Source organism: Pseudomonas sp. YA1 (assembly GCF_058680555.1).
The window spans coordinates 87,113-112,512 of sequence record NZ_JBZWBG010000021.1 but is presented as its reverse complement, the minus strand read 5'-3'; the positions used below and the strand labels follow the sequence as shown (position 1 = coordinate 112,512).

Annotated in this window: 21 protein-coding genes; 10 read left to right on the top strand and 11 right to left on the bottom strand. The window is 67.5% G+C overall.

What is annotated here, in order from left to right; all coding sequences use genetic code 11:
* Nucleotides 1–3: 3 nt before the first annotated feature.
* The 3 genes from pvdT to fpvR form a co-directional block, all read right to left on the bottom strand.
* Complete coding sequence (gene pvdT, locus AC4OR5_RS25810; protein WP_003110610.1) at nucleotides 4–1,995, bottom strand: pyoverdine export/recycling transporter ATP-binding/permease subunit PvdT; 1,992 nt, start codon at nucleotides 1,993–1,995, stop codon at nucleotides 4–6.
* Nucleotides 1,995–3,170 carry a pyoverdine export/recycling transporter periplasmic adaptor subunit PvdR gene (gene pvdR / locus AC4OR5_RS25805; protein ID WP_003089547.1) on the bottom strand — a complete coding sequence of 392 codons (1,176 nt, stop codon included), beginning with the start codon at nucleotides 3,168–3,170 and terminating at the stop codon, nucleotides 1,995–1,997. Before pvdR ends, pvdT begins: the two co-directional genes overlap by 1 nt.
* A 100-nt stretch (nucleotides 3,171–3,270) precedes the next feature.
* Nucleotides 3,271–4,266: a pyoverdine signaling pathway anti-sigma factor FpvR gene (fpvR, locus tag AC4OR5_RS25800; protein ID WP_012614142.1), complete on the bottom strand. Its 996-nt coding sequence runs from the start codon at nucleotides 4,264–4,266 to the stop codon at nucleotides 3,271–3,273.
* A gap of 163 nt (nucleotides 4,267–4,429) precedes the next feature.
* Here fpvR and fpvI point away from each other — a divergent pair, with 163 nt between their 5' ends.
* The 6 genes from fpvI (at nucleotide 4,430) to lldA (ending at nucleotide 11,498) form a co-directional block, all read left to right on the top strand.
* On the top strand, nucleotides 4,430–4,909 hold the full coding sequence (gene fpvI, locus AC4OR5_RS25795; protein ID WP_003103620.1) for a pyoverdine signaling pathway sigma factor FpvI: 480 nt from the start codon (nucleotides 4,430–4,432) through the stop codon (nucleotides 4,907–4,909).
* A 132-nt stretch (nucleotides 4,910–5,041) separates the two neighbouring features.
* Nucleotides 5,042–6,373: an L-ornithine N(5)-monooxygenase PvdA gene (pvdA, locus tag AC4OR5_RS25790; protein ID WP_003114509.1), complete on the top strand. Its 1,332-nt coding sequence runs from the start codon at nucleotides 5,042–5,044 to the stop codon at nucleotides 6,371–6,373.
* A 122-nt stretch (nucleotides 6,374–6,495) separates the two neighbouring features.
* Entirely contained in the window at nucleotides 6,496–8,784 is a 2,289-nt protein-coding gene (gene pvdQ / locus AC4OR5_RS25785; protein ID WP_003139299.1) for a bifunctional acylase PvdQ, read from the top strand.
* A gap of 180 nt (nucleotides 8,785–8,964) precedes the next feature.
* Nucleotides 8,965–9,288, top strand: a complete 324-nt coding sequence (locus tag AC4OR5_RS25780) for a transcriptional repressor (RefSeq protein ID WP_022580995.1) — start codon at nucleotides 8,965–8,967, stop codon at nucleotides 9,286–9,288.
* Nucleotides 9,289–9,329: 41 nt separating this feature from the next.
* The gene (locus tag AC4OR5_RS25775; RefSeq protein ID WP_003114511.1) at nucleotides 9,330–10,250 is read left to right on the top strand and encodes a LysR substrate-binding domain-containing protein; all 921 of its coding nucleotides are present in this window, start codon (nucleotides 9,330–9,332) and stop codon (nucleotides 10,248–10,250) included.
* Nucleotides 10,251–10,346: 96 nt separating this feature from the next.
* Nucleotides 10,347–11,498 carry an L-lactate dehydrogenase LldA gene (gene lldA, locus AC4OR5_RS25770; RefSeq protein ID WP_003104946.1) on the top strand — a complete coding sequence of 384 codons (1,152 nt, stop codon included), beginning with the start codon at nucleotides 10,347–10,349 and terminating at the stop codon, nucleotides 11,496–11,498.
* A gap of 66 nt (nucleotides 11,499–11,564) precedes the next feature.
* Here the strand turns inward: lldA and AC4OR5_RS25765 are convergent, their stop codons facing one another.
* Nucleotides 11,565–11,807 carry a DUF1654 domain-containing protein gene (locus AC4OR5_RS25765; RefSeq protein WP_003089526.1) on the bottom strand — a complete coding sequence of 81 codons (243 nt, stop codon included), beginning with the start codon at nucleotides 11,805–11,807 and terminating at the stop codon, nucleotides 11,565–11,567.
* Nucleotides 11,808–12,101: 294 nt separating this feature from the next.
* Here AC4OR5_RS25765 and AC4OR5_RS25760 point away from each other — a divergent pair, with 294 nt between their 5' ends.
* From AC4OR5_RS25760 to AC4OR5_RS25750, 3 genes are all read left to right on the top strand, one after another.
* Nucleotides 12,102–12,338 carry a hypothetical protein gene (locus tag AC4OR5_RS25760; protein WP_003104944.1) on the top strand — a complete coding sequence of 79 codons (237 nt, stop codon included), beginning with the start codon at nucleotides 12,102–12,104 and terminating at the stop codon, nucleotides 12,336–12,338.
* A gap of 265 nt (nucleotides 12,339–12,603) precedes the next feature.
* Nucleotides 12,604–13,074 carry a (2Fe-2S)-binding protein gene (locus tag AC4OR5_RS25755; RefSeq protein WP_003089521.1) on the top strand — a complete coding sequence of 157 codons (471 nt, stop codon included), beginning with the start codon at nucleotides 12,604–12,606 and terminating at the stop codon, nucleotides 13,072–13,074.
* Nucleotides 13,071–15,386, top strand: coding sequence for a xanthine dehydrogenase family protein molybdopterin-binding subunit (locus AC4OR5_RS25750; RefSeq protein WP_023108141.1), 2,316 nt, complete (start codon nucleotides 13,071–13,073; stop codon nucleotides 15,384–15,386). The genes AC4OR5_RS25755 and AC4OR5_RS25750 overlap by 4 nt, the downstream gene beginning before the upstream one ends.
* A 416-nt stretch (nucleotides 15,387–15,802) precedes the next feature.
* Here the strand turns inward: AC4OR5_RS25750 and AC4OR5_RS25745 are convergent, their stop codons facing one another.
* A complete protein-coding gene (locus tag AC4OR5_RS25745) occupies nucleotides 15,803–17,008 on the bottom strand; it encodes an ABC transporter substrate-binding protein (protein WP_171960335.1) in 1,206 nt (401 codons plus the stop codon).
* Nucleotides 17,009–17,208: 200 nt separating this feature from the next.
* Nucleotides 17,209–17,853 (bottom strand): LuxR C-terminal-related transcriptional regulator, encoded by a 645-nt coding sequence (locus tag AC4OR5_RS25740; protein ID WP_058159978.1) that lies wholly within the window; start codon nucleotides 17,851–17,853, stop codon nucleotides 17,209–17,211.
* Between the two features lie 276 nt (nucleotides 17,854–18,129).
* On the opposite strand from AC4OR5_RS25740, the gene AC4OR5_RS25735 reads away from it, so the two are divergent.
* A complete protein-coding gene (locus tag AC4OR5_RS25735; protein ID WP_003089513.1) occupies nucleotides 18,130–18,525 on the top strand; it encodes a DUF4280 domain-containing protein in 396 nt (131 codons plus the stop codon).
* 22 nt (nucleotides 18,526–18,547) lie between these two features.
* Here the strand turns inward: AC4OR5_RS25735 and AC4OR5_RS25730 are convergent, their stop codons facing one another.
* From AC4OR5_RS25730 to tssH, 5 genes are all read right to left on the bottom strand, one after another.
* Complete coding sequence (locus tag AC4OR5_RS25730; RefSeq protein WP_034027298.1) at nucleotides 18,548–19,084, bottom strand: toxin-antitoxin system YwqK family antitoxin; 537 nt, start codon at nucleotides 19,082–19,084, stop codon at nucleotides 18,548–18,550.
* Between the two features lie 10 nt (nucleotides 19,085–19,094).
* Nucleotides 19,095–21,101, bottom strand: a complete 2,007-nt coding sequence (locus AC4OR5_RS25725) for a type VI secretion system Vgr family protein (RefSeq protein ID WP_031639367.1) — start codon at nucleotides 21,099–21,101, stop codon at nucleotides 19,095–19,097.
* A gap of 36 nt (nucleotides 21,102–21,137) precedes the next feature.
* Nucleotides 21,138–22,205 carry a type III secretion system effector protein gene (locus tag AC4OR5_RS25720; RefSeq protein ID WP_003124577.1) on the bottom strand — a complete coding sequence of 356 codons (1,068 nt, stop codon included), beginning with the start codon at nucleotides 22,203–22,205 and terminating at the stop codon, nucleotides 21,138–21,140.
* 38 nt (nucleotides 22,206–22,243) lie between these two features.
* The gene (locus AC4OR5_RS25715) at nucleotides 22,244–22,777 is read right to left on the bottom strand and encodes a hypothetical protein (RefSeq protein WP_003124578.1); all 534 of its coding nucleotides are present in this window, start codon (nucleotides 22,775–22,777) and stop codon (nucleotides 22,244–22,246) included.
* Between the two features lie 73 nt (nucleotides 22,778–22,850).
* Nucleotides 22,851–25,400 (bottom strand): type VI secretion system ATPase TssH, encoded by a 2,550-nt coding sequence (gene tssH / locus AC4OR5_RS25710; protein ID WP_058159979.1) that lies wholly within the window; start codon nucleotides 25,398–25,400, stop codon nucleotides 22,851–22,853.

Below are 25,400 nucleotides of genomic sequence, written 5' to 3'. Positions count from 1 at the left end.
CCGTCATTGGCTGGCCAGGGCGGCCACCGGGTCCAGCTGGGCGGCCTTGCGCGCCGGCATGAAGCCGAACACCAGGCCGGTGACCAGCGCGCAACTGAAGGCGCCGACGATGGCCGACAGGGAAAAGGCCACCGCGACCTGGCCGAGCAGCAGCACGCCGCCGATGCACAGGGCCAGGGCGATCCCGGCCAGGCCGCCGACCACCGAGAGCATCGCCGCCTCGGTGAGGAACTGGCGGAGGATATCGCCCTGGCGGGCGCCGGTGGCCATGCGGATGCCGATCTCGCGGGTGCGTTCGCGCACGGTCATGAGCATGATGTTCATCACGCCGATCCCGCCTACCAGCAGGGAGATCGCGGCGATCGAGCCGAGCATCAGCGACAGGGTGTTCTGGGTCTTCGCCTCGGCCTGGATCATCGCCGCGTTGTTGGTCAGCTCGTAGTCGCGCTGGCCGCGGTGCAGGCGCAGCATCAACTGGTCGATGGCGCGTTCGGCCTGGTGCACGCGCTGGGCGTCGGCGGCGGCGATGATCACGTACTCGGGGTTGCGCGTGCCGAACAGGCGGATGCTGGCAGCGGAGTAGGGGATGGCGATGCGGTTGTCGGCATCCTTGTCGCCGGAGCTGGAGCCTTTCTCGGCGAGCACGCCGATGACCTGGAACGGCACGTTCTCGATGAGGATGTAGCGGCCGATCGGGTTGGCGCTGCCGAACAGCTTCTTGCGCACCTTGTAGCCGATCACCGCGACCGTGGTGGCGGCGTCTTCGTCGCGCTCGGTGAAGTAGCTGCCCTCGGCCACCGGCCAGTTGAGGATTTCCGGGAAGTCGGTGTTGTTGCCGCCGACGTAGGCGTGGTAGTCGATGTTGCCGTAGCGCACCACCAGCTCGCCGCCGTTCACCGGCATGACCTTCTTCACCTGGGGCAGGGTGGCGATGGCGGCGACGTCGTCGCTGCTGACGATGCCCATCGGCGCGCGCGGGTTCGGCGAGTAGCCGCTGAGATAGATGATGTTCGAGCCGAACGCGCCCATCTGCGCCATCACCTGGCGCTTGCTGCCCTCGCCGACGGCGAGCATGACCACCACCGAGGCGACGCCGATGATGATCCCGAGCAGGGTCAGCGCGGTGCGGAACCGATTGATCCACATCACCCGCCAGGCGGCGCGCACCGCCTCCAGCAGTTCGGCGCGCCAGGCCCCCGAGGGTTCGCTGCTGCCCTCGGCGAGGCGCTGGCTGAGATCGTCGGCCTGCAGGTGGCGCTCGACGCCGGCGCTCGGTTGCGCCGGGCGCTCGTCGTTGGCGCTGTCGCTGACGATCTCGCCGTCGCGCACCTCGATGATGCGCTTGGCGCGGGCGGCGACGTCGCGATCGTGGGTGATCAGGATCACCACGTGGCCCTGGCTGGCCAGCTCGTCGAGCAGCGCCATGACTTCCGCGCCGCTGTGGCTGTCGAGGGCGCCGGTGGGTTCGTCGGCGAGGATGATATGGCCGCCGTTCATCAGCGCGCGGGCGATCGACACCCGCTGCTGCTGGCCGCCGGACAACTGGTGCGGACGGTTGGCGGTGCGCTCGGCCAGGCCCAGGCGTTCGAGCAGGGCCCGCGCGCGGGTGTGCCGCTCGCTCGCCGGGGTGCCGGCGTAGATCGCCGGCATCTCGACGTTTTCCTGGGCCGAGGCGGAGGGGATCAGGTGATAGCCCTGGAACACGAAGCCGAATGCCTCGCGGCGCAGCCAGGCCTGCTCGTCGCTGTCCAGTTCGGCGACGTCGTGGCCGGCGAAGTGGTAGCTGCCGGAGCTGGGCCGGTCGAGGCAGCCGAGGATGTTCATCAGGGTCGACTTGCCGGAGCCGGAGGCGCCGACGATGGCGACGAACTCGCCGGCGTGGATCGACAGCGATACGCCCTTGAGTACCTCGACTTCCGGGGTGCCATTGCCGCCGTAGCGCTTGCGGATGTCGCGCAGTTCGATCAGGGGGACGGGGTGCGTGGCGTTTTCCATCAGCTGTCGCTGCCGTCGGGAGCGGCCATCAGCAGGCGGTCGCCTTCCTCCAGGCCGGCAAGCACCTGTACCCGCAGGCGGTCGCTGATGCCGGTCCTGATCTGGCGGCTCTGCGGCTTGCCGTTGCTGCCGACCACCCAGGCGACCTGGCCGCCCTTGCCGTCGTCATGAATGGCGGCGACCGGCGCGGTGAGGATGTTTTCCGCGGTGGCGGCGACGAAGAACACCTGGGCGGTCATTTCCGCCATCAATTGGTGGTCGCCGTTGTCCACGTCGACCAGCACGGTATACAGCACCACCCGGCCGCTGCCGCTCTGCCCGCCGCTGCCGCTGGTGGGGCTGCCGCCGCCCTGGTTGCTCTGGTCCAGCGGCTTGGGTGGCACCGGGAGGATCTGCCGGACCTTGCCGGTCCAGCGCCGGCCTTCGCCGCTGAGGGTCGTGAAGTAGGCCGGCATGCCAGGCTTGACCCGGCCGATGTCGGCTTCCGAAACCTGGGCCCAGACGGTCATCGGCGACAATTTGGCGATCCTCAGGATCAACGGGGTCTGCTGCTGGGCATTGAGGGTCTGGCCTTCGCGCGCATCGACCGCCACCACCGTGCCGGACATCGGCGCGTAGATGCGGGTATAGCCGAGTTCGGCTTCGTCGCTGCGCAACGAGGCCTGGGCCTGGCGGATCTGCGCCTGGTACATCTCGATCCGCGCCTGGGTGGCGAGCATCTGCGCCTGGGCGCTCTGCACGTCCTCGGTACGCGTCGCGCCGCCGGCGGCCAGCCGCTGCTGGCGCTGGTACTGCTGGCGGGCGAGGGTGTACTGGGCACGTTGCTCGGCCAGCTGGGCCTTGAGCATCTCGATCGAATAGCGGCCGGCATCGACCTTGGCCTGCTGGGTGGAGGGGTCGATCTCGACCAGCAACTGGCCTTCCGTCACATCGTCCCCGGCCTCGACGTGCAACTTGCGGATCTGCCCGGAGGCCTGGGCGCCGACGTCGACGTAGCGCCGCGGTTGCAGGGTGCCGAGCGCCGAGACGCTGCTCTCGATGCTGCCGCGGCTGACGCTCACGGTATCGAAGCTGTTGCTGCGGAACGGATAGGCCTGCCAGGCGGCCAGGGCGATCAGGGGGCTGAGGCAGACTGCGACGAGCAGTGCGCGACGAGTACTACGGGTTCGTCTCATTCGGGAATCCGGCCGGTGCGTGGAGAGACCGCCGCCGCTGGATCGGCAGGCTGGGCACTGCCAGATATACGAGGCCAGGGCGGCTAAATTTAACCTGGGTTCAGAGCTGGGCGTAACGGCTGCTGATGCGGATGCTGCCGTCCTCGCGATGTTCCAGGTCCACGGGCAGGACTTTCGGCAGGGCGTCGACCAGGCTGCGGATGTCGCGGGTGCTGTAGATCCCGCCAATGCGCAGTTTCGCAGCGCTCCTGTCGCCCAGGACCAGCGGAGCGTCGAGGTAGCGGTTGATCAGCGGCAGGGCCTTGGACAGGGGCAGGTCGTCGAGTACCAGGCGGCCCTCGCGCCAGGCTAGCGTCTGGCGGGTATCCACGGCCTCGACCAACGGTTGCAGCAGGCCCGGATAGTAGCTGGCCTGCATGCCGGGAGTCAGGCTGCTGTCGTTGCCCGAGCCTTCGCTGCGGACCTTCACCGAGCCCTCGGTGACGGTGACTACCACGTTGTCCTGGTACTTCCAGACGTTGAAGCGGGTGCCGGTGACGGTGATCGAGCCGTTGCCGGCCTTGACCACGAAGGGGTGCGCGCTGTCGTGGGTGACATGGAAGTAGGCCTCACCCCTGTCCAGGGAAACCCGGCGGATGTCCTTGAAATTGGCGAAGCTCAGCTGCGTATTGAGGTCCAGTTCGACCTCGCTGCCGTCGGGAAGAACGGCATGCCTGACGTTGCCCTCGGCCTCGTAGCGCTGGTAGTTGGAGGGAATCCAGCCTTGCAGCCAGCCGAGGTAGCCGGCCGTCGGTAACATAAGCAGGGCGAGGGCGGCGGCGCGTGCCTGGCTCTTCCAGCCCCTGCGGCGACGGCCGAACGGGCGGGTTGCGGCGTGGTTGCGAAGCTCGGGCGCCGGCGTTCGCGGCAGCAGTTCGCTGAGCGCCCAGATCTCCTCCATTTCTGCGTATTCGGCGGCGTGCCGGGGATCGGCTGCCAGCCAGCGCTGGAACTCGCCACGCTCTTCCTCGGAGAGGTCCTCGGCGTGCAGGCGCATGCACCAATGCGCGGCGTCCTGCACAAGGGTGTCGCTGTCGGCGGGAGAGGGTGTCTTCATCGAGGGTTCCAGTTATGCCTTCGGATTGCGCTGCGAGCGAAACAAGGCTTTAAAGCTTGATGAGAATTATTATAAATTTAATGATTTCATACTGCCAATGTCGCCGGCAGGCGATCCCGCCCTTGGAAGGACAGTGCCGTAGAGGCAGCGAGCAGGAGTCGTCTTGGAAAACCATTATCGGGAGCTGCTGCGATTCCTCAGTGCCAGGCTCGGGGATCGACACGCAGCGGCGGATGTCGCCCACGACGCGTATTTGCGCGTTCTGGAGCGCTCCAGTCAAGCGCAGATCGAGCATCCGAAGGCTTTTCTGTACCGGACGGCGCTCAACCTGGCGGTGGACGAGCACCGTCGCAGCCGGGTGCGCCGGGCGGAACCCCTGGAGGTCCTGGATGACGAGGAGGGCCTGGCCAGTCCCTCGCCGCAGACGGTGGTCGACCAGGGGCAGCGCCTGGACAACCTGCAGCGCGCCCTGGCCGAGTTGCCGGCCATCTGCCGCAGTTCCTTCCTGTTGCGCAAGCTGGACGGCCTGTCCCATTCGCAGATCGCCGAACATCTCAATATTTCCCGCAGCCTGGTGGAAAAGCACATCGTCAACGCGATGAAGCATTGCCGGGTGCGCATGCGCGAATGGGAAGCCGACTGATTTCACTATTCGTGTTCGGCAACGCTTAAATTTCATTTCCCTGTCCTCGTTCCTAGTCAACAGATGGCCCTCCAGGGCTGCTCTCGACTTATCGCTCCCGCTTGAAAGGGGGCCAATCCAGAGGAACTGGAAATGACTCAGGCAACTGCAACCGCCGTGGTTCACGATCTCATCGGTGTCGGCTTCGGCCCTTCCAATATCGCCCTGGCGATTGCCCTCCAGGAACGGGCCCAGGCGCAGGGCGCCCTGGAAGTGCTGTTCCTGGACAAGCAGGGCGACTACCGCTGGCACGGCAACACCCTGGTGTCGCAGAGCGAGTTGCAGATCTCCTTCCTCAAGGACCTGGTGTCCCTGCGCAACCCCACCAGCCCGTATTCCTTCGTCAACTACCTGCACAAGCACGATCGCCTGGTCGACTTCATCAACCTGGGCACCTTCTATCCCTGCCGGATGGAGTTCAACGACTACCTGCGCTGGGTCGCCAGCCACTTCCAGGAGCAGAGCCGCTACGGCGAAGAGGTCCTGCGCATCGAGCCGATGCTGAGCGCCGGCCAGGTCGAGGCGCTGCGGGTGATCTCGCGCAACGCCGACGGCGAGGAACTGGTGCGCACCACCCGCGCCCTGGTGGTCAGTCCCGGCGGCACCCCGCGTATCCCGCAGGTGTTCCGTGCGCTCAAGGGCGACGGCCGGGTGTTCCACCACAGCCAGTACCTGGAACACATGGCCAAGCAGCCCTGCAGCAGCGGCAAGCCGATGAAGATCGCCATCATCGGCGGCGGGCAGAGCGCGGCGGAGGCCTTCATCGACCTCAACGACAGCTACCCGTCGGTGCAGGCCGACATGATCCTGCGTGCCTCGGCGCTCAAGCCGGCGGACGATAGCCCGTTCGTCAACGAAGTGTTCGCGCCGAAGTTCACCGATCTCATCTACAGCCGCGAGCATGCCGAACGCGAGCGTTTGCTGCGCGAATACCACAACACCAACTATTCGGTGGTGGATACCGACCTGATCGAGCGCATCTACGGCGTCTTCTACCGCCAGAAAGTCTCCGGCATCCCGCGCCACGCCTTCCGTTGCATGACCACCGTGGAGCGCGCGACCGCCACCGCCCAGGGCATCGAGCTGGCGTTGCGCGATGCCGGTAGCGGCGAGCTAAGCGTAGAGACCTACGACGCAGTGATCCTGGCCACCGGCTATGAGCGCCAGTTGCACCGCCAACTGCTCGAACCGCTGGCGGAGTACCTCGGCGACCACGAGATCGGCCGCGACTACCGCCTGCAGACCGACGAGCGCTGCAAGGTGGCGATCTACGCGCAGGGCTTCAGCCAGGCCAGCCACGGCCTCAGCGACACCCTGCTGTCGGTGCTGCCGGTGCGTGCCGAGGAAATCTCCGGCTCCCTGTACCAGCACCTGAAGCCCGGTACTGCGGCCCGCGCCCTGCACGAGCACGCCCTGGCCAGCTGACCGGCGCCACGCCGCCACGCCCTGTGTTGCCCGTTTCCCCGCCAGGGGATGCCCGGCACGCAGGGCGTTTTCGTTGCATGTCCCGGCCGTTCCGGCCACCACTTTGCAGAGAAACGACATCGATGGGGATGCGTACCGTACTGACCGGCCTGGCCGGCATGCTGTTGGGTTCGATGATGCCGGTCCAGGCCGATATGCCGCGGCCGACCGGGCTGGCCGCGGATATCCGCTGGACCGCCTATGGCGTGCCGCACATCCGGGCCAAGGATGAGCGCGGCCTGGGCTATGGCATCGGCTACGCCTACGCGCGCGACAACGCCTGCCTGCTGGCCGAGGAGATCGTCACCGCGCGCGGCGAGCGGGCGCGCTATTTCGGCAGCGAGGGCAAGTCGTCGGCGGAGTTGGACAACCTGCCGTCCGACATCTTCTACGCCTGGCTCAACCAACCCGAGGCGCTGCAAGCCTTCTGGCAGGCGCAGACGCCCGCGGTGCGCCAGTTGCTCGAAGGCTACGCCGCCGGTTTCAACCGCTTCCTCCGCGAGGCCGACGGCAAGACCACCAGTTGCCTTGGCCAGCCCTGGCTGCGGGCCATCGCGACCGATGACCTGCTGCGCCTGACCCGGCGCCTGCTGGTCGAAGGCGGGGTCGGCCAGTTCGCCGACGCGCTGGTGGCCGCCGCGCCGCCCGGCACGGAGAAGGTCGCCCTGAGCGGCGAGCAGGCGTTCCAGGTCGCCGAGCAGCGGCGCCAGCGCTTCCGCCTGGAGCGCGGCAGCAACGCCATTGCCGTTGGCAGCGAACGTTCGGCGGACGGCAAGGGCATGCTCCTGGCCAACCCGCACTTCCCCTGGAACGGCGCGATGCGTTTCTACCAGATGCACCTGACCATTCCCGGCCGGCTCGACGTGATGGGAGCCTCGCTGCCCGGCCTGCCGGTGGTCAACATCGGCTTCAGCCGCCACCTGGCCTGGACCCACACGGTGGATACCTCCAGCCACTTCACCCTGTATCGCCTGGCGCTGGATCCGAAGGACCCGCGGCGCTACCTGGTCGACGGTCGTTCGCTGCCGCTGGAGGAGAAGTCCGTCGCGATCGAGGTGCGCGGCGCCGACGGCAAGCTGTCGCGCGTCGAGCATAAGGTCTACCAGTCGATCTACGGCCCGCTGGTGGTCTGGCCCGGCAAGCTGGACTGGAACCGCAGCGAGGCCTATGCGCTGCGTGACGCCAACCTGGAGAACACCCGGGTACTGCAACAGTGGTACTCGATCAACCAGGCCAGCGACGTCGCCGACCTGCGCCGGCGCGTCGAGGCGCTACAGGGCATCCCCTGGGTCAACACCCTGGCCGCGGACGAGCAGGGCAACGCCCTGTACATGAACCAGTCGGTGGTGCCCTACCTGAAGCCGGAACTGATTCCCGCCTGCGCCATTCCGCAACTGGTCGCCGAAGGCCTGCCGGCCCTCCAGGGGCAGGACAGCCGCTGTGCCTGGAGCCGCGACCCGGCCGCGGCCCAGGCTGGCATCACCCCGGCGGCGCAACTGCCGGTGCTGTTGCGCAGGGACTTCGTGCAGAACTCCAACGACAGCGCCTGGCTGACCAACCCGGCGAGCCCGTTGCAGGGCTTTTCGCCCCTGGTCAGCCAGGAAAAACCCATCGGTCCGCGGGCGCGCTACGCCCTGAGCCGGCTACAGGGCAAGCAGCCGCTGGAGGCGAAGACGCTCGAGGAAATGGTCACCGCCAACCATGTCTTCAGCGCCGACCAGGTGCTGCCGGACCTGCTCCGCCTGTGCCGCGACAACCAGGGCGAGAAGTCCCTTGCCCGCGCCTGCGCGGCCCTGGCGCAGTGGGACCGTGGCGCCAACCTCGATAGCGGCAGCGGCTTCGTCTACTTCCAGCGCTTCATGCAACGCTTCGCCGAACTCGACGGCGCGTGGAAGGAACCGTTCGATGCGCAGCGTCCCCTGGATACGCCGCAAGGCATCGCCCTCGATCGGCCGCAGGTGGCGACCCAGGTGCGCCAGGCGCTGGCGGACGCGGCGGCGGAGGTGGAGAAGAGCGGGATTCCCGACGGCGCGCGCTGGGGCGACCTGCAAGTGAGCACCCGTGGCCAGGAACGCATCGCGATTCCCGGCGGCGATGGCCATTTCGGGGTCTACAACGCGATCCAGAGCGTCCGCAAGGGCGACCACCTGGAGGTGGTCGGCGGCACCAGCTACATCCAGCTGGTGACCTTCCCCGAGGAAGGGCCCAAGGCTCGCGGGTTGCTGGCTTTCTCCCAGTCCAGCGATCCGCGCTCGCCGCACTACCGCGACCAGACCGAGCTGTTTTCCCGCCAGCAATGGCAGACCTTGCCGTTCAGCGACAGGCAGATCGACGCCGACCCGCAACTGCAACGGCTAAGTATTCGCGAATGATAAGCAATGCCTATCAGATCTGATGGGAAAAAAACTGACGGTTTTTCCGCGCTCGTTCGTCTTTAACCATAGAGGCGGCCCATAGCCGCCCGGTTCCAGGGAACACGTGCAGGCAGCGAGCAGGGATGCTCGGCTTCGGCGGGGACCCGCTACCCACTCGTCCACGAAAGGAGCGTCACGATGACCCATTCGCCCGTCAAACAGATGTTGAAGGAGGCCGGCCTGAAGATGAGCCTGGCCCGGCTGAAAGTGATCGATGCGCTCTGGGAAGCCTCGGGGGAGCAGGGCCGGGTGCCGATCCGCACCTTGCACCGGCGTCTCTCCGAAACCGGTACGCCGCTGTCCCTGGTGAGCATCCGCCAGGTCCTCGGGCGCCTGGTGGAAAGCGGCCTGGTGACCCTCGACGAACAGGATGTCTACAGCCCCGGCAAGGTTTCCTGGGGCGGTGCCGCCGGTTCCGCGGCGCCCGAGCGCCGCGCCGCGGCCAACGAGCAGCGGCTCTGACGCGGTATCCCTGATCTCGGGCAGCGGGTAAAGTCTGCCCCATGCTCAATCCCGACGATTTCCGTTTTCCTTCCATCGAAGCGTTGCAGGCGTTCGAAGCGGCTGCCCGGCTGGGTACCTTCGAGCGCGCCGCCGAACTCCTGTCGATCACCGGCAGCGCCGCCAGCAAGCGGGTTTCCGGTCTCGAGGGGATGCTCGGGGTGAGCCTGTTGCAGCGCGACGGCCGCTCGCTGGCGCTGACCTCCCACGGCCGCGAGTACCTCGAACAGATCGCGCCGATCCTCGCCCAGCTCGCGGCGGTTCCGCTGCATCGTCGCCAGGTCCAGCGCCAGCAGCGGCTGACCCTGCGCACGCCGCCGACCTTCGCCCGGCAGATCCTGATTCCGCGCCTGGCGTCCTTCGCCGAGGCCTGTCCGGAAATCGAGCTGGAGATTCTCCTGTCGAGTCCTTCGGACGGCCAGGACCTGCCGCTGGCCGACGTCGAGGTGCGCGGCGACAGCCATGGCGTGGCGGCCGGCGAGCGGCTGCTGGAGGAGCGCGTGCTGCCGATGGCCGCGCCGGGGCTGCTGCTCGGCCTGCCGCGGCCCTGGACGCCAGCCATGCTCGCCGGCCTGCCGTTGCTGCGCTCGCCGCTGGAGCCCTGGCAGCCGTGGTTCCGCGTGGCCGGGCTGGACTGGCCGGAGCCCTGCGCCGGGCCGCGCCTGCTCGATTTGGGCATGACCCTGGAAGCCGCCGCCAACGGCCAGGGCGTGGCCCTCGCGCGACCCTCGCTGGCGCGCGCCTGGCTTGCCGAGGGGCGGCTGGTGGTGCTGTTCCCGCTGCGTTCGGCGCCGACCCACCATTACCACCTGCGCAGCCACCAGGCCTCGCCGGCCAGTCAGCGTTTCGCCGCCTGGCTGGCGGCGATCTGCCGCGAGGCGGTGGTCCAGGGCAGGGAATTCCTTCCGGCGGCGGACGACTGAAACGGCGGAATTTCCTTCCGCCGATGCCGACAATTATTCCGCCTGCGGCGGTACGTCGCGCTCTACCATCCAGCCACCCCCGAAGGAGTGGACTGCATGAGCGTCATCACCGATATCGAAGACCTGCGCCGCCTGGCGCGCAAGCGCGTGCCGCGGATGTTCTACGACTACGCCGACTCCGGTTCCTGGAGCGAAGGCACCTACCGCGCCAACCAGGACGACTTCGCCGCGATCAAGCTGCGCCAGCGGGTCGCGCGGAATATCGAGAACCGCTCGCTGCGCACCCGCATGCTCGGCCAGGAGATGGCCATGCCGGTGGCCATCGCGCCCACCGGGCTGGCCGGCATGCAGCATGCCGACGGCGAGATCCTCGCCGCCCGCGCCGCCGCCGAGTTCGGCGTGCGCTACACCCTGTCGACCATGAGCATCTGTTCCCTGGAGGACATCGCCACGGAAGTCGGCCAGCCGTTCTGGTTCCAGCTCTACGTGATGCGCGACCGCGATTTCATCGAACGCCTGATCGACCGCGCCAAGGCCGCCGGCTGCGACGCGCTGGTGCTGACTCTCGACCTGCAGATCATCGGCCAGCGCCACAAGGACCTGAAGAACGGTCTCTCGGCGCCGCCGCGGCCGACCCTGGCCAACCTGCTGAACATCGCCACCAAGCCGCGCTGGGCGCTGGGCATGCTCGGCACCCGGCGTCGCGGTTTCGGCAACATCGTCGGTCACGTCAAGGGCGTCGACGACATGGGCTCGCTGTCCGAGTGGACCGCTCGCCAGTTCGACCCGCGACTGAACTGGGGCGACGTCGAATGGATCAAACGCCGCTGGGGCGGCAAGCTGGTGCTCAAGGGCATTCTCGATGCCGAGGATGCGCGGCTTGCCGCCGACTCCGGCGCCGATGCGCTGGTCGTCAGCAACCATGGCGGACGCCAGCTGGACGGTGCGCCCTCGACCATCAGCGCGCTGCCGGCGATCGTCGAGGCGGTGGGCGAGCGCATCGAGGTCTGGCTCGACAGCGGCATCCGTTCCGGGCAGGACGTGCTCAAGGCCATCGCCCTCGGTGCGCGCGGGACCATGATCGGCCGTCCCTATCTCTACGGGCTGGGCGCGCTGGGGCAGGCCGGAGTGACGCGGGCGCTGGAGATCATCGCTCGTGAGCTGGACCTGACCATGGCCTTCTGCGGCCATACCGACATCCGCGAGGTCGGCCGGGACATCCTGTTGCCGGGAAGCTATCCGCGATAGCCGCGAACGGCGAAGGGGAGGGAAGAGCGCAAGCCGCGCGGCTCGACGGCCGCGCGGCAAACAGGATCAGGCGGCGGAACTCCAGCGCAGGACGATGCTGCCGTCGCGCTGCGGGTCGAGCAGCCACTGGTTGGAACGGTCGAAGCTTTCCAGCAGGTGGGCCCAGTCGCCCTCGTCTTCGCCGGGCAATCGGGAAATGCAGGCCTGACAGGCCTGTTGCGCAGCCGGGGCGTGGATGATGCGCTGGATGCGGGTGTTCAGCAGGTCATAGGCCGTGGGCAGGGCGGGGATCGATGCAGTGTGGTTCATGGGTGCCTCCGCTTGCTTTCTCGGTTATGGGTGGGTGGACAAAGGAACCCTCGGTTCCGGCGAGATACCTTTGTAGCGGAACTCGTGTGAAGAAAGTATTGCAACGTTGTCGCAGGGGCGCGCCGCAGGGATGTACGGCTCTTGGCAACGGCTCTGGCGGTAGGCGACACTGCGTCGCGAGGAAAATCGTTGCGCATTGTTTCAATTCGCGGAAAGGCGTTTTTCCAGGGATGGGCTTTGACCGGCACCCAGTGCAAGGCAAGGTGACCGGTACTTCTCGACGGATACGACTGCATGGCGTTAGAACCTTCCGATGTTTTGCTCGAATCGGTGTTTTGTCAGCTGGATGCCGACACCCCGCGTTCCCTCCATGATCTCAAGGGCGACCCCAGGGCCAACCTGCTGGCGATCCGCCTGCTGTTCCGCCAGGGCCGCATCACCGGCGTGCTGCTGGACGACCCCAGCGGTGCCGAGGACCAGCATGGGCCGTTGATCTACCACGCCGAGCGCCTGCGTGTGCGGCGCGGCTAACGCCGTTTCCCCTGGCCGAGCCGCTCGCTTTTCCGGCGAGCGGCGAGGAGCGGGCCACCGGGAACGCGGCCTCGCCCGGGCGATTTCCGCCCGGCTTGGGTATCGTTGAATTCCATTCAACGATACGTTCAGTTCTGCCAGGTTATCCGCCGCAGTCCTCTCGCCAATAATCTCCCTTCAGTCCGATGAGAGACTCGCCGCGCCCATGGGGGCGGCGCAGTCGCCGTGCGACTCCATAACCAGAAACCAGAAAAGGCGTGCACCGATGATTACCCTGAACCTCAATGGCAAGGATCATCAGCTCGATGTCACCGAGGATATGCCCTTGCTCTGGGCCATCCGCGACGTCGTCGGCTATACCGGGACCAAGTTCGGCTGCGGCATGGGCCTGTGCGGCTCCTGCACCATCCATATCGACGGCCAGGCCACCCGTTCCTGCATCACGCCGGTGAGCCTGGCGCAGGGCAGGAAGGTCACCACCATCGACCACCTGCACACCGACAAGGTCGGCGAGGTCGTCCAGCAGGCCTGGCTGGACATCGGCGTGGCGCAGTGCGGCTACTGCCAGGGCGGGCAGATCATGTCGGCCACGGCGTTGCTGAAGAGCAACCCCGCGCCCAGCGACGAGCAGATCGAGGCGGCCATGGCCGGTAACATCTGCCGCTGCGGCACCTACAACCGGATCAAGACGGCGATCCACAACGCCTCCGCCAAGTTGCAGGAGGCCAAGGCATGAAGCGCTCGTACCCCGACGATCTGGTCATCGGCAATCTCAGCCGCCGCGGTTTCCTCAAGGGCGTCGGCGCCACCGGCGTGCTGCTGGTGGCTGCCAACTGGGGCTGGCGCGACGCCCTGGCCGCCGAGAAGAAGGCCTTCGGCGCCGACGCCATGCCCCACGGCTGGGTGGACAACCCGAAGATCTATGTGAGCATCGACCGGGACGGCACGGTCGGCATCGTCTGCAACCGCTCGGAAATGGGCCAGGGCGTGCGCACCAGCCTGGCGATGGTGGTGGCCGACGAGCTGGAGGCCGACTGGAGCCGGGTCAAGGTGATCCAGGCGCCCGGCGACGAAGCGCGCTACGGCAACCAGGACACCGATGGCTCGCGCAGCATGCGCCATTGGTTCGAACCCATGCGCCGCTGCGGCGCGGCGGCGCGACAGATGCTCGAACAGGCCGCGGCCAACCAGTGGAAGGTTCCGCTGGGCGAGTGCCGCGCCGAACAGAACAAGGTGCTGCATGCGCCCAGCGGCCGTTCGCTGTCCTTCGGCGAACTGGCCGAGGCCGCCGCGGGCCTCGAAGTGCCGGCGCGCGACAAGCTGCTGCTGAAGAAGCCCGAGCAGTTCCGCTACATCGGCAAGGACGTGGCGCGCGCCATCGACGGCGCCGATATCGTCAATGGCCGCGCCGGCTTCGGCTTCGACGCGCGCTTCGACGACATGCTCTACGCCGTGGTCGCCCGGCCGCCGGTCTACGGCGGCAAGCTCAAGCGCTACGACGCCGCCGCGGCGCTGAAGGTGCCGGGGGTGGTCAAGGTGATCGAGATCGAGGGCCGGCCGATCCCGTCCGAGTTCCAGCCGCTGGGCGGGGTCGCCGTGGTGGCGCAGAACACCTGGGCGGCGATCAAGGGGCGCGAGGCACTGGTGGTCGAGTGGGACGCCGGGGTCAACGGCGGCTACGACTCGGTGGCCTACCGCAAGCAACTGGAAGAGGCCGCGCGCAAGCCGGGCAAGGTGGTGCGCGACAGCGGCGATGCCGCGGCACTGTTCGCCAAGGGCGGGGATATCGTCGAGGCCGAGTACTACCTGCCGCACCTGGCCCAGGCGCCGATGGAACCGCCGGTCTCCACCGCCTGGTACAAGGACGGCGCCTGCGAGGTCTGGGCCCCGACCCAGGCGCCGCAAGTGACTCGCGAGCGCATCGCCGAGCGCCTGAAACTGCCGTTCGACAAGGTCACGGTCAACGTGACCCTGCTCGGCGGCGGTTTCGGCCGCAAGTCCAAGCCCGACTTCGTGCTGGAAGCGGCGATCCTGGCCAAGGCGTTCCCCGGTCGCCACCTGCGCGTGCAGTGGACCCGCGAGGACGACCTGCATTTCTCCTATTTCCACACGGTCTCGGTGGAGCGCCTGCAGGCCGTGCTCGGCGCCGACGGGCTGCCGCAGGCCTGGCTGCATCGCTCGGTGGCGCCGAGCATCACCGCACTGTTCGGCCCGGACAGCAAGCACCAGGGCGCCTTCGAGCTGGGCATGGGCCTGACCAACCTGCCGTTCGCCATCCCCAACGTGCGCCTGGAGAACCCCGAGGCCCCGGCGCACACCCGGGTCGGCTGGTTCCGCTCGGTCTCCAACATCCCCCACGCCTTCGCCATCCAGAGCTTCGTCGGCGAACTGGCGGCGAAGGCCGGCCAGGACCCGAAGGACTACCTGCTCAAGCTGCTCGGCCCGGCGCGGCGGATCGACACCGCCGAACTCGGCGACAGCTGGAACTACGGCGAGTCGCCGGAGCGCTACCCGCTCGATGTCGGCCGCCTGCGCGGGGTGATCGAGGAGGCGGCGCGCCAGTCCGGCTGGGGCGGCGAGCTGCCCAGGGGCAGGGCGCGGGGAATCGCCGCGCACTACAGCTTCGTCACCTACGTGGCGGTGGTGATCGAGGTGGAGGTGAAGGACGACGGCGCGCTGCTGGTGCACAAGGCCACCATCGCCGCCGACTGCGGTCCGCAGATCAACCCCGAGCGCATCCGCTCGCAGCTCGAAGGCGCCTGCGTGATGGGCCTGGGCCTGGCGGCGCTGGGCGAGATCAGCTTCAAGGATGGCAGGGTCCAGCAGGACAATTTCCACCAGTACGAGCTGGCACGCATGCCGCTGGCGCCCAAGGCGGTGTCGGTGCATCTGCTCAAGCCGGATGGCGACCTGCCGTTGGGCGGGGTCGGCGAGCCCGGCGTGCCGCCGATAGCGCCGGCGCTGTGCAACGCGATCTTCGCCGCCACCGGCAAGCGCATCCGCGAGTTGCCGATCCGCAATCAGTTGCAGGGGTGGCGGAAGGCCTAGGTCCTAGGTCCTGATCGTCGCCTGCGTGAGTTCGCGCGAGCGCAGGCGATGGATCAGGTTCTACGCGGAAGTCGTTGTCGAGGAAGAGTTTTCCGTGCCGCCGTCCCTCCCTGGCAGAGGCCTGTCGGCGGATAACGCGCGTGGCCTCGTTCGCCCTGCGCAGCGAAGGCGGCAAGCGGAGGCCAGGGCGGACAACGGGTAGCGTTATGCGCCGCCTTGTCGTCTCAACTTAAAGTGAATTCTAGTATTTTATTTATCTTATTAATCAATAGGATAAATCGTTTATTAAAAGTATTTTATAAGAAGTGGGCGTCTTCCCAGCCGCTCCAGGCCGCCTGCTTGCCGTCGAAACCTGATTGGCAATTCTCCAGGATCGACGACCCCGCGTCGTCCGTGCGCGAGGCCGTCATGGCGGTTCAGTAGATCGGCAGGTCCGGTTCGGGCAGGGCGACGATGTCGTTCGCCGTCAGCCCCAGCAGGCTCATCAGCGCCGGGTCGCGCAACGGCGACTCGCCGCGTACCGGGCCGAAGATTTCCGCCATGTGCCTGCGCAGGCTGGCCACCCGTCGGCGATCGGCCATCCAGCGGGTGAAATCGTGCACATCGACGTTCTTCAGCGACTCCAGTGGCGGCAGCCCAGGCGCTTCGCCGACGTCGGCGCGGGCGCGCCAGCCGCCGTAGCTGGACTGGAACTCGGCCGAGCCCAGGTAGGACAGCAGCAGCTTGGCCGTGGCCGGATGACGGGCGGCCTTGAAGATCGCCGCGCGCTGGTTCCAGACGATGAACGGCTCGTCGGTCGGGATGAAGTAGCCGGCCGGCGTATCGCTGTCGGTCGCATAGCCGGTCAGGTTGCCCAGCGAACCGATGGAGTCGGTGCCCACCGAGGCCGCCGGCGCCGCCGTGCCGCGCAGGAAGTTCGGCTTCTGCGCCGCCAGGGCGCGCAGGAAACCGCTGCCGTAGCGCCGTTCCAGCTTGTCGTAGACGTACAGCACCGCATCGTCGTCATGGGGATAGGTCAGCACCAGCTTGCCCTTGAAGGCCGGCTTCAGGTAATCGGCGAAGCGCGTCGGATAGTGCTCCGCTGGCAGCCGGACGGAAGCGTAGGTCGGCACGAAGGCGTTGTTGTAGGCCGTGACATAGGCGCCGTCGGGATCGGCGTAGCCTTTCTTCTGCCGGGCGAAGCCGACCGGCTTGTAGCGCAGCAGCACGTCGCGGGCCTTCCATTTGTCGAAATCGAAGGTGGTTTGCAGCATCGCCACGTCCGGCGTCAGGGTGCCGGCGGCGAGTTCCTGGTCGATGCGCAGGTCGTGGAACTTGGAGAGGTCCACCGTGACGTCCAGGATCACGCCGGGAAAGCGGCTCTCGAAGGCCGTCTTCAACCAGTCCATCTGGTTCGGCGCGTCGCCGCCGGCCCAGAGCACCACCTTGCCGCCTTCGCTCCGTGCGCGGGCGTAGAGCGAAGCGAGCCTGTCGGTCTCGCCGGGAATGACCAGGGTCGCCCCCGCGGTTTCCGGCCCTAGAGCTGGCTTTCGTGGCAATTTTCCCGCCGTTTCGCCGGCGAACGAAGAAGATGCGAAGATCAGAACCCATGCCGCCATCAGCGGCTTCACCCTGTCGATCATGTGCCGTTCCTCTGCTGAAAACGAGCGTCGCCGCTCCCGGTGAGGCCGGCGCGCAGGCGCGCCCCTCATGGATGGGACTGGTCCGCTGCGCCGGGCTTCAGCGCCGCGAGGAGACTTCGCGGAAAATCGCGGCAGACTTCTCGTTTCGGCATTCTCGGATGCTTGCGCGGGAACTCCGGGTACGGTCGCGTAGAGCCTGCCTAGAAGCCGGCCTTCGCCGCCAGCGCCGCGGCGGCCGTCCGCGTGTTCACTTCCAGGGCGCGCAGCAGCGAGGAAACGTGCACGCGCACGGTGAACGGCGAGATCGACAGCGCGCGGCCGATTTCCTTGTTCGACAGGCCATCGGCGATCAGCCGCAGTACCGCTTGCTGCCGTGGGGTCAGTGCGTCCAGGAGGGCGCGTTGCCGACTGCCGGCGCTCGACCCGCCGCCGCGCAGGCGCACCACCGGTTCGCCGCTGCCGAGCGTCTGCAACGCCGTGCCGATCTCCCCGGCCTCCAGGGATTTGCCGAGGTAGCCGTCGGCGCCGGCGGCCAGCACCTCGTCCACCAGGCGCGGGTCGTCGAGCATCGAGACGATGACGATTGCGCTGTGCCGATAGGCGCGACGCAAGCGCTCGATGGACTGGGAGGCGGCGAAGCCGGGGAGCAGCAGGTCGAGGAGGAAGAGGGCGGGAGGTTCCGGCGAGACGCTCGAGGCCAGACGCAGCACCTCGTCGAAGCTGTCCGCTTCGCTCACGGCGGCTCGCGGGAGGTAGCGGCGAACGACCCGTTTCAGGCCATCGCGGAACAAGGGGTAGTCATCGGCGACGATGACCCGTGCGGGGAGGCTTCTTGTGCTAGGCATTGTCGTCCCGTCCTTGGGGGCGGCCAGGGTGCGGCAACCCCTGCATCGACCGGCCGCGGGCCGGCCGGCGAGGGCGCTGCGGGCACCGTTCGATCCGCCGAAAATCCTTTTTCGTCGATCCCTGTCGCGGGGCTCCGCCCCGCATGACAGCGGAATTCTAGCGCCGCTGGCGACACGCATGTCGGGCATTCGTCAGAAAAACAGCAAGCCAGCCCCACGGCGAGCGCGATGGGCTGGTCTATCCTGCTACAACGCCATCGCGCTCGGGAGGACGGCATGGGCTGCCCGCAGGTCTGCGCCGGCGCCACCCTGCAATGCAGCTTCGGGGCGGCGCCGACGGTGCTCAACGTGTTGCCGCAGAACCGCACCCTGACCAGCGGGATGCCGGCGGCGAACATCATGGACCACATCCCGCTGCTGAACATTCCCACCTTCGGCCTCTGCCAGAGTCCGGCCAACCCCGTGGTGGCCGCCGCCACCGCCGCCGCCCTCGGCGTACTGACGCCGATGCCGTGCATTCCCGCCACCGCCAGCCCGTGGATCCCCGGCGGTCCGCCGACCTTGCTGCTGGGCGGGATGCCCGCGCTGGACGCCAACGGCACGCTGATCTGCACCTGGGGCGGGGTGATCAAGATCAGCGTGCCGGGACAGGTGCAGATGCTGATTCCCTGAGCGCCGCCTGGCCGATGCGCGCCTAGGGCTCCGCCAGCCTGATCCACCACCAGCGCCAGCGCGCCATGGGCCTGCCCTCGCTGTCCAGCGGCCGGCCGTCATCGGCGAACGGCTGGGCGCCGTCCAGTAGCTGGCCGTTCAGGTAGCGTCCGTCGAAGGCCAGTTGGCCATTGCCATGGAAGCGCTGGTGGACCCCGTCGCGCACGCCGTCGCGGTAATGCTCGCGCTCGGCCACCTGGCCGTTGGCGAAATAGGTGAGCGCTTCGCCGTGGAGCAGCCCGTTGCGGTAGTGCGCCTTGCGCTGCAACCAGCCTTCCGCGGCATGGAAACTGGCCGGCCCGTGCAGCTTGCCGTCGACGAAGGCGAGTTGCGCGGAGACCTTGCCGTTGGGATGGAACAGGGTGCTGGCGCCGTGCAACTGGCCCTGCCGGTAGCCGAGGCTGGCCTGCGGCCTGTCGTGCTCGTCGATGCGCAACGGACCTTCCAGGCTGCCGTCGAGCAGGTTGCCGGCGAGATGGCTGTCGCCACGAACCAGGTCGAGCTTGCCGGATGCCGCCATGCGCTTCTCCTCAGTTGACCTTTACCAGACCGCCCTTGATGGTCAGCATGCCGCCGCCGTCCACCGTCTGTTCGGCGCCGGCCTTGTTGGTCAGGCTGACGCCGGCATCGTTGGTCAGGCTGGTGCCGGCCTTGTTGGTGAGGGAGGTGCCGGCCTGGTTGGTCAGCGACGTCCCGGCCTTGCTGGTCAGCGAGGTGCCGGCCTGGGCGGCGAGGTCGGCGTCGCTCTTCAGGGTCAGGCTGCCGCCGCTCTGCAGGGCGAGGGTGCCGCTGACCTTGATGGTCAGGTTGCCGTCCACCGTCAGCTCGAAGTCGCCGCTGACCTTGTGGCTGTAGTTGCCGCCGGTGCTGTGGGTCTGGTCGGCGCCCACCGTCACCGTGCGCGTGTCCTTCACATCCAGGCTGTCGCTGCCGGTCTGGATGGTCACGCTGCGCTTACCTTTCTCCAGGGTGACGGTCTCGTCGCCTTCCTTCACCGTGCGGGTGCGGGCGTTCTGCACCGTCAGGGTCTCGTCGTGGCCGATGCTGGCGGTGCTGTCGTTGAGCACGTTGACGTTGAGGTCCTTCTGCGCCTGGAGGAAGACTTCCTCGGCGTCCTTCTTGTCCTCGAAACGCAGCTCGTTGAAACCGCCGCCGCCCTTCGACGAGTTGGTCTTGATCCCGGACTGCGTCTGGTTGTCCGGCAGCGCGTAGGGCAGGGCGTTGTCGCCGTTGTAGACGCAGCCGGTGACCAGCGGGCGGTCCGGGTCGCCGTCGATGAAGGTGACGATCACTTCCTGGCCGATGCGCGGCACGAACTGCATGCCGAAGCCCTTGCCGCTCCAGGGCAGCACCACGCGCACCCAGCAGGAGGAGGTCTCGTCGTTCTTGCCGTCGCGGTCCCAGGGGAACTGGATCTTGATCCGGCCGTACTGGTCGGTCCAGATCTCCTCGCCGGCCTTGCCCACCACCAGGGCGGTCTGGGTGTGCATGCGCGGCTTGGGCGTGACCCGCGCGGGGCGGTAGGCGGTGGCCTTGGGGATCGCCTCGAAGCGGTTGCGGTAGTGCGCGTGACTGGCGTCATGGGTGACCGAGGTCAGCACCCAGTCGATATTCAGCGAATCGTCGTCATGCCCGCTGAGGGTGAACCAGTGGCCGGGCACCAGCCAGCGGCAGTCGCTCTCGCCGATCAGGCGCGTCTCCTGGCTGCGCAGGCCGTCGATGCGTTGCTTGGTCAGGCTGTCGCCCTGGGCCTTGGCGGTGTAGCCGCCGGGGTGCTGGTAGACGCCGGCGGCGCCGGAGACCGCCTCGGCTTGGGAGTACAGCGAGGTGCTCGGGGTGGTGAACTCGTAGTCGGTGGCGCTGTAGGTCCCGGATACCGCCTGGAGGCTGTACTGCGCCGAACGCACGCCCTGCAACTCGCGCACGCCGATTCCTTGGCCCAGGTAGGCCACTTGCGGGCCGTTGGGAATCGGCGGGAAGGCGTCGTTGCTGTCGGCCAGCACCAGGGTGTGCTTGCCGGCGGCATGGGTGAAGAACCAGAAGATGCCGTCTTCCTCCAGCAGCCGCGAGACGAAGGCGAGGTCGCTCTCGCCGTACTGCACGCAGTATTCGCGGGGCTGGTAGCTGCCGCTGAGCTGCAACTGGTAGTCGCTGAAGCCGTGCTGGTCGAAGACCTGGGTGACGATGTCGCTGGTGGCGAGGTTCTGGAACACCCGGTTGTTGCTGGCCAGCGTCAGCCACCAGAGCCAGGGGCGCAACAGCACCTGGTAGCGCTCGGCGCTGGCATCGCCGGGGAGTTGGCGGATCTCCGCGACCAGGCCGTCGAGCGGACGCTGGTCGGCGTCGTTGTGCAGGGTGGCGGTGAGATGGGTGGCGATTGCGCCGTCGAGGGCTAAGGGGCTGGCGCTGTAGCCCAGCAGTTCCCAACCGGGCAGTGCGTTCAGGCGTTCTTCCCCGGCCAGACGCTCCGGGAACAGGGCTGCCAGCGCCGAGGCGGTCAGGGAGAGGCTGGTAGTGCTATCGGTGGGACGGGGCATCTGGGTCCCTCGTTTCTGTCGGGACAGCGGCGACGACTACATGTAACTGATGCGTTTGCCGATGGCCTTCCTGTTCTCTGGGTCGCTTCCGGGCACCTGCTGGCAGGCATAGCTCCACCATTCCTTGCGTAGGGCGTTTTCCGATAATGGTGCTTCGTCCCAGGGGCCGAGGCCGACGCAGCGGTATTCGAACAGTACCGTGGAGTAGTGGTTGTCGTCGTAGCCGGGTTGTGCGCCTCGGCAACTGTAGTAGGCATGCAGCAGCTCATGAGCCAGGCCGATTGCCGGAGGACGTATCCGGTTCAGCGGGTTGGTCGCTGTGGGGTTCCATCTCACATGGGCGGAACAGCCAGCCGAAGGCGGCGAAACGTCCTTAAGGGCAACTATGGTCGCAAGCCGCGCATGGTTCTGCTGGGCATCGCTGAGGCGGTGGGGTAGCGGCTGTCCGGCAAGCCAGGCCGCCACTTCGTGGTTGGTGATGGCGATGTTGTGGGCGGAGATACCGAAATGTCCGCTGTAGCTCTGCTCATTGAAATAGCCTTCATTGCTGTCGCTCCAGCGGAAGTAGCGGTGGTCGAACAGCAGCATCCAGCGGTTGGCATACTGGCGGGCGCGCTCTAGATAGCCGTAAAGGCCACCACCGTTGCCCGGCACGCCGTCCAGGGCCCAATGCGGCGAACTGTTGATGACATAGGTCAGCCACTGGGTCTGCGCCTGCGGGGCGATGCCTGTCTGATTGAGCGCGATCTGGGTCTGGGGGCCGGGACCGGTTCCTACGATGATTTCTCTGGCGACCTGATTGAGCGCCATGGGCTGATTGGTGGACTGGACATTGTTGCCCAGCGACGAGGGGGTGATGTCGACGAAATTGTTCGTCGTGTAGAGGTTCCAGAGCAGCGATGCGCCCGTCGGCGTAGCGTTTATGTAGTTCAGCGCGCGATACACCTGTCCCTTGAAGGCGGAGGGATACGGGCTTTCCTCGTAGAAGCCGGTGGCTTCGTTGAGCACCTCCCAATCGCTGTCCTGGGTCAGCACGGCGATTCCGGGCGGGGTCGCATGATACAGGCCGTTCGTGGGGCGCCAGTATTCGATGGTTCGGGGCATGACGGCAGTCCTCGAAGGTGGGGCAGTTCGGCGGGCGTTCAGCGTCGATAGAACACCAGCCCGGTGGGTGCGAAGAGGAAGATGGTGTTGTCGGGGGCGCCGTCGTAGCCGTCATCGCTGGAGACGACGATAGTACGTGGTCCGTTCTGGGCGAGCTGGCGGTAGCCGGCGCGGCAGCGCGTACAGGGTGCGACGCTCTGGCGCACGATGATGTTGCCAACGATGGCGTTGATGCGACCGACCAGGGCATCGTTGAACAGTGTGTTCTCGTAGCACACGGCGGAGCCGGCTTTCTGACCGACGAACTGGCTGGTGATGGTCAGAGACGCGCCACCGGGCACGTATTGGGCGATGTGGAAGGAAATACCGTCGGACACACCACCGCGCCTGGTCCTCGGAGCCTCGGTCAGACGTAGGGCGTCGGCAGCGTTCATCATGGCGGTCAGCGTCGCGCCGTTGGGCATTCCGGTCCTTCCACGTCGGTCGTGGTCGACGCCGGGACCGACCAGGGTCGGGATGTCTATGGCTTTTCCGGCTACCGTGTTTATTCCGCAAAGATCGTTCCAGTTCATGAATTCGTCCGCTGTTCTCTAGCCGATACGTTCTCCATCGGAAACGGGCGGATGCCGCGATGCCTCGGGACGCTCATTCGAGTACCCACTCCGCCAACTTCCCCGTCACCTGCGCCATCAGCACGTTCTCGATATCCCGCGCGCCCGCCGCGCTGCACTTGGCGAGCACGGCCTTGACGATGGCCGGGTCGAAGTCGAACTGTTTGCCGGTAGCGGCCTTGTAGCGTTCCCGCAGTTTTTCCAGCTTGGCCACGACGATGCCTTCCAGGGTGGCTTCCTCCAGCGGCCGGTAAGGCACCACGGTCATGCGCGCGAGGAACGCCGGGCGGAAGGTTTGCAGCAGGACTTTGCGCAGGCGCTCGTCGAAGGCTGGGGTGGCGACCTGTTCGGCCGGGCTGTCCAGCAGCAGTTCGGCGCCGACGTTGCTGGTGGCGAGGATCACGGTGTTCCTGAAGTCCACCACCAGGCCGGTGCCGTCTTCCATCACACCCTTGTCGAACACGTTGTAGAAGGCTTCCAGCACGTCCGGATGGGCTTTCTCGATCTCGTCCAGCAGCACCACCGAATAGGGCTTGCGGCGCACCGCTTCGGTGAGCACGCCGCCGCTGCCGTAGCCGACGTAGCCGGGCGGGGCGCCCTTGAGCTGGCTGACGGTGTGGGCCTCCTGGTACTCGGAGAGGTTGATGCTGATCAGGTTGCGTTCGCCGCCGTAGAGGGCGTCGGCCAGGGCGTAGGCGGTCTCGGTCTTGCCCACGCCGGTGGGGCCGGGCAGGAGGAATACGCCGACCGGCTTGGCCGGGTCGCTGAGTCCGGCGCGATAGGCCTGGATGCGCTGGGCGATGGCGCCCAGGGCGGCCTCCTGGCCCATCACCCGCTGGCCCATTCGTTGCGCCAGGGAACGGATGGCGTGGGCTTCGTCGGCGAGCATCTTGCCCACCGGGATGCCGGTCCAGCCGGCGATCACCGCGGCCACGGTACGCGAGTCCACCTGCTCGGGAACCAGCGGGTCGTCCTGGCGGATGGCTTCGAGGCCGGCCGCCAGGCGCGCCAGTTCGGCGGCCAGGTGGTCGATGCGACCGTCCAGTTCCTCGTCGGGTTTGGCCGCGTCGGCGCTTTCGCTGAGGGCCAGCAATTCGCGGCGGGTGTCGAGCAGTTCGCGCACCGCTTCGCGTTCCTCGTCCCAGCGGGTCTCCAGCTCGCGGATGGTCCGGCGGTTATCGCCCGACTCGCTTTCCAGGGCGGTGATACGCGCGCTGTGGTCGAGGCCGGTGGCCTGTTCCCGGCGCAGGCGTTGCAGTTCCTCTTCCAGCGCCTGCTCGCGGTGGCGCAGGCTTTCCAGCGGCGGCGGCACGTCGTGCTGGCCGAGGGCGACCCGCGCGCAGGCGGTGTCGAGCACGCTGATCGCCTTGTCCGGTAACTGGCGGCCGGAGATGTAGCGGTGCGACAGCTTCACCGCATCGACGATGGCCGCGTCCATGATCTGCACGCCGTGATGCAGTTCCAGCTTGCCGGCGACGCCGCGCAGCATCTCCACGGCGGTGGCCTCGTCCGGCTCCTCGACCTGGACCAGCTGGAAGCGCCGGGTCAGCGCCGGGTCCTTCTCGAAGTATTTCTTGTATTCCAGCCAGGTGGTGGCCGCCAGGGTGCGCAACTCGCCGCGCGCCAGGGCCGGCTTGAGCAGGTTGGCGGCGTCGCTGCCGCCTTCCGCGCCGCCGGCGCCGATCAGCGTGTGCGCCTCGTCGATGAACAGGATGATCGGCTGCGCGCTGTTGCGCACGGCGTCGATCACGCCCTTGAGGCGCTGCTCGAACTCGCCCTTCATGCTGGCGCCGGCCTGCAACAGGCCGAGATCGAGCACCCGCAGGATCACCTCTTGCAACGACGGCGGCACCTCGCCGGCGGCGATGCGCAGGGCCAGGCCCTCGACCACCGCGGTCTTGCCGACGCCCGGCGCGCCGACCAGGATCGGGTTGTTCTGCCGCCGGCGCAGGAGGATGTCGACGCACTGGCGGATCTCCCCGTCGCGCCCGACTATGGGGTCGATGCGCCCGGCGCGGGCCTCGGCGGTGAGGTCCTGGGTGTACTGGTCGAGCAGCGGGTCCGGGGCGCTTTCCGGCTTGTCACCGCCTGCCGCCGGGCGGTTCGGCGCGGGCGGCTGTTCGCGGGAGGTCTGGATCCACTCCAGCAGGTTGGCCTGCAAGGCCTCGTGGGGAATCCGCAGCAGCGACGACGCGCTGTTCAGCAGCAGGGCGCGGCGCTCCTCGCGGTCGAGCAGGGCGAGCAGCAGCAGGCCGGAACGGATCTGCGCCTGGCCGAGCACGCTGGCGTGGACCACGGCGTCCTCGAGCAGGCCGATGGTGTGCGCGGACAGCGCCGGAGTGCGGGTATTGCCGGCCTTGAACAGCTCCAGCGACAGGTTGATCTCGGCGACCAGGGCGTCGCGCTCCAGGCCGAAGTGCGGCAGCAGGCAGGCGAAGTCGCCGCCGTCGATGTCCAGCAGCTCCAGCAGCAGGTGCTCGATCTCTACGTAATGATGGGTGCGTTGCAGGCAGCGTTGCGCGGCGCGCTCCAGGGCGCGGCGACAGTCCGGGTTGAGGCGGCCGATCAGGGCGGCGAGTTCCAT

Excerpts from the sequence above, each read along its gene's own strand:
- pvdA (WP_003114509.1), top strand. The coding sequence starts at position 5,042 with ATGACTCAGGCAACTGCAACCGCCGTGGTTCACGATCTCATCGGTGTC.
- pvdR (WP_003089547.1), bottom strand. The coding sequence starts at position 3,170 with ATGAGACGAACCCGTAGTACTCGTCGCGCACTGCTCGTCGCAGTCTGC.
- AC4OR5_RS25780 (WP_022580995.1), top strand. The coding sequence starts at position 8,965 with ATGACCCATTCGCCCGTCAAACAGATGTTGAAGGAGGCCGGCCTGAAG.
- AC4OR5_RS25720 (WP_003124577.1), bottom strand. The coding sequence starts at position 22,205 with ATGCCCCGAACCATCGAATACTGGCGCCCCACGAACGGCCTGTATCAT.
- AC4OR5_RS25725 (WP_031639367.1), bottom strand. The coding sequence starts at position 21,101 with ATGCCCCGTCCCACCGATAGCACTACCAGCCTCTCCCTGACCGCCTCG.
- pvdQ (WP_003139299.1), top strand. The coding sequence starts at position 6,496 with ATGGGGATGCGTACCGTACTGACCGGCCTGGCCGGCATGCTGTTGGGT.
- AC4OR5_RS25750 (WP_023108141.1), top strand. The coding sequence starts at position 13,071 with ATGAAGCGCTCGTACCCCGACGATCTGGTCATCGGCAATCTCAGCCGC.
- tssH (WP_058159979.1), bottom strand. The coding sequence starts at position 25,400 with ATGGAACTCGCCGCCCTGATCGGCCGCCTCAACCCGGACTGTCGCCGC.
- AC4OR5_RS25755 (WP_003089521.1), top strand. The coding sequence starts at position 12,604 with ATGATTACCCTGAACCTCAATGGCAAGGATCATCAGCTCGATGTCACC.
- AC4OR5_RS25740 (WP_058159978.1), bottom strand. The coding sequence starts at position 17,853 with ATGCCTAGCACAAGAAGCCTCCCCGCACGGGTCATCGTCGCCGATGAC.
- AC4OR5_RS25730 (WP_034027298.1), bottom strand. The coding sequence starts at position 19,084 with ATGGCGGCATCCGGCAAGCTCGACCTGGTTCGTGGCGACAGCCATCTC.
- fpvR (WP_012614142.1), bottom strand. The coding sequence starts at position 4,266 with ATGAAGACACCCTCTCCCGCCGACAGCGACACCCTTGTGCAGGACGCC.
- lldA (WP_003104946.1), top strand. The coding sequence starts at position 10,347 with ATGAGCGTCATCACCGATATCGAAGACCTGCGCCGCCTGGCGCGCAAG.
- AC4OR5_RS25745 (WP_171960335.1), bottom strand. The coding sequence starts at position 17,008 with ATGATCGACAGGGTGAAGCCGCTGATGGCGGCATGGGTTCTGATCTTC.
- AC4OR5_RS25735 (WP_003089513.1), top strand. The coding sequence starts at position 18,130 with ATGGGCTGCCCGCAGGTCTGCGCCGGCGCCACCCTGCAATGCAGCTTC.
- AC4OR5_RS25775 (WP_003114511.1), top strand. The coding sequence starts at position 9,330 with ATGCTCAATCCCGACGATTTCCGTTTTCCTTCCATCGAAGCGTTGCAG.
- AC4OR5_RS25715 (WP_003124578.1), bottom strand. The coding sequence starts at position 22,777 with ATGAACTGGAACGATCTTTGCGGAATAAACACGGTAGCCGGAAAAGCC.
- AC4OR5_RS25765 (WP_003089526.1), bottom strand. The coding sequence starts at position 11,807 with ATGAACCACACTGCATCGATCCCCGCCCTGCCCACGGCCTATGACCTG.
- pvdT (WP_003110610.1), bottom strand. The coding sequence starts at position 1,995 with ATGGAAAACGCCACGCACCCCGTCCCCCTGATCGAACTGCGCGACATC.
- AC4OR5_RS25760 (WP_003104944.1), top strand. The coding sequence starts at position 12,102 with ATGGCGTTAGAACCTTCCGATGTTTTGCTCGAATCGGTGTTTTGTCAG.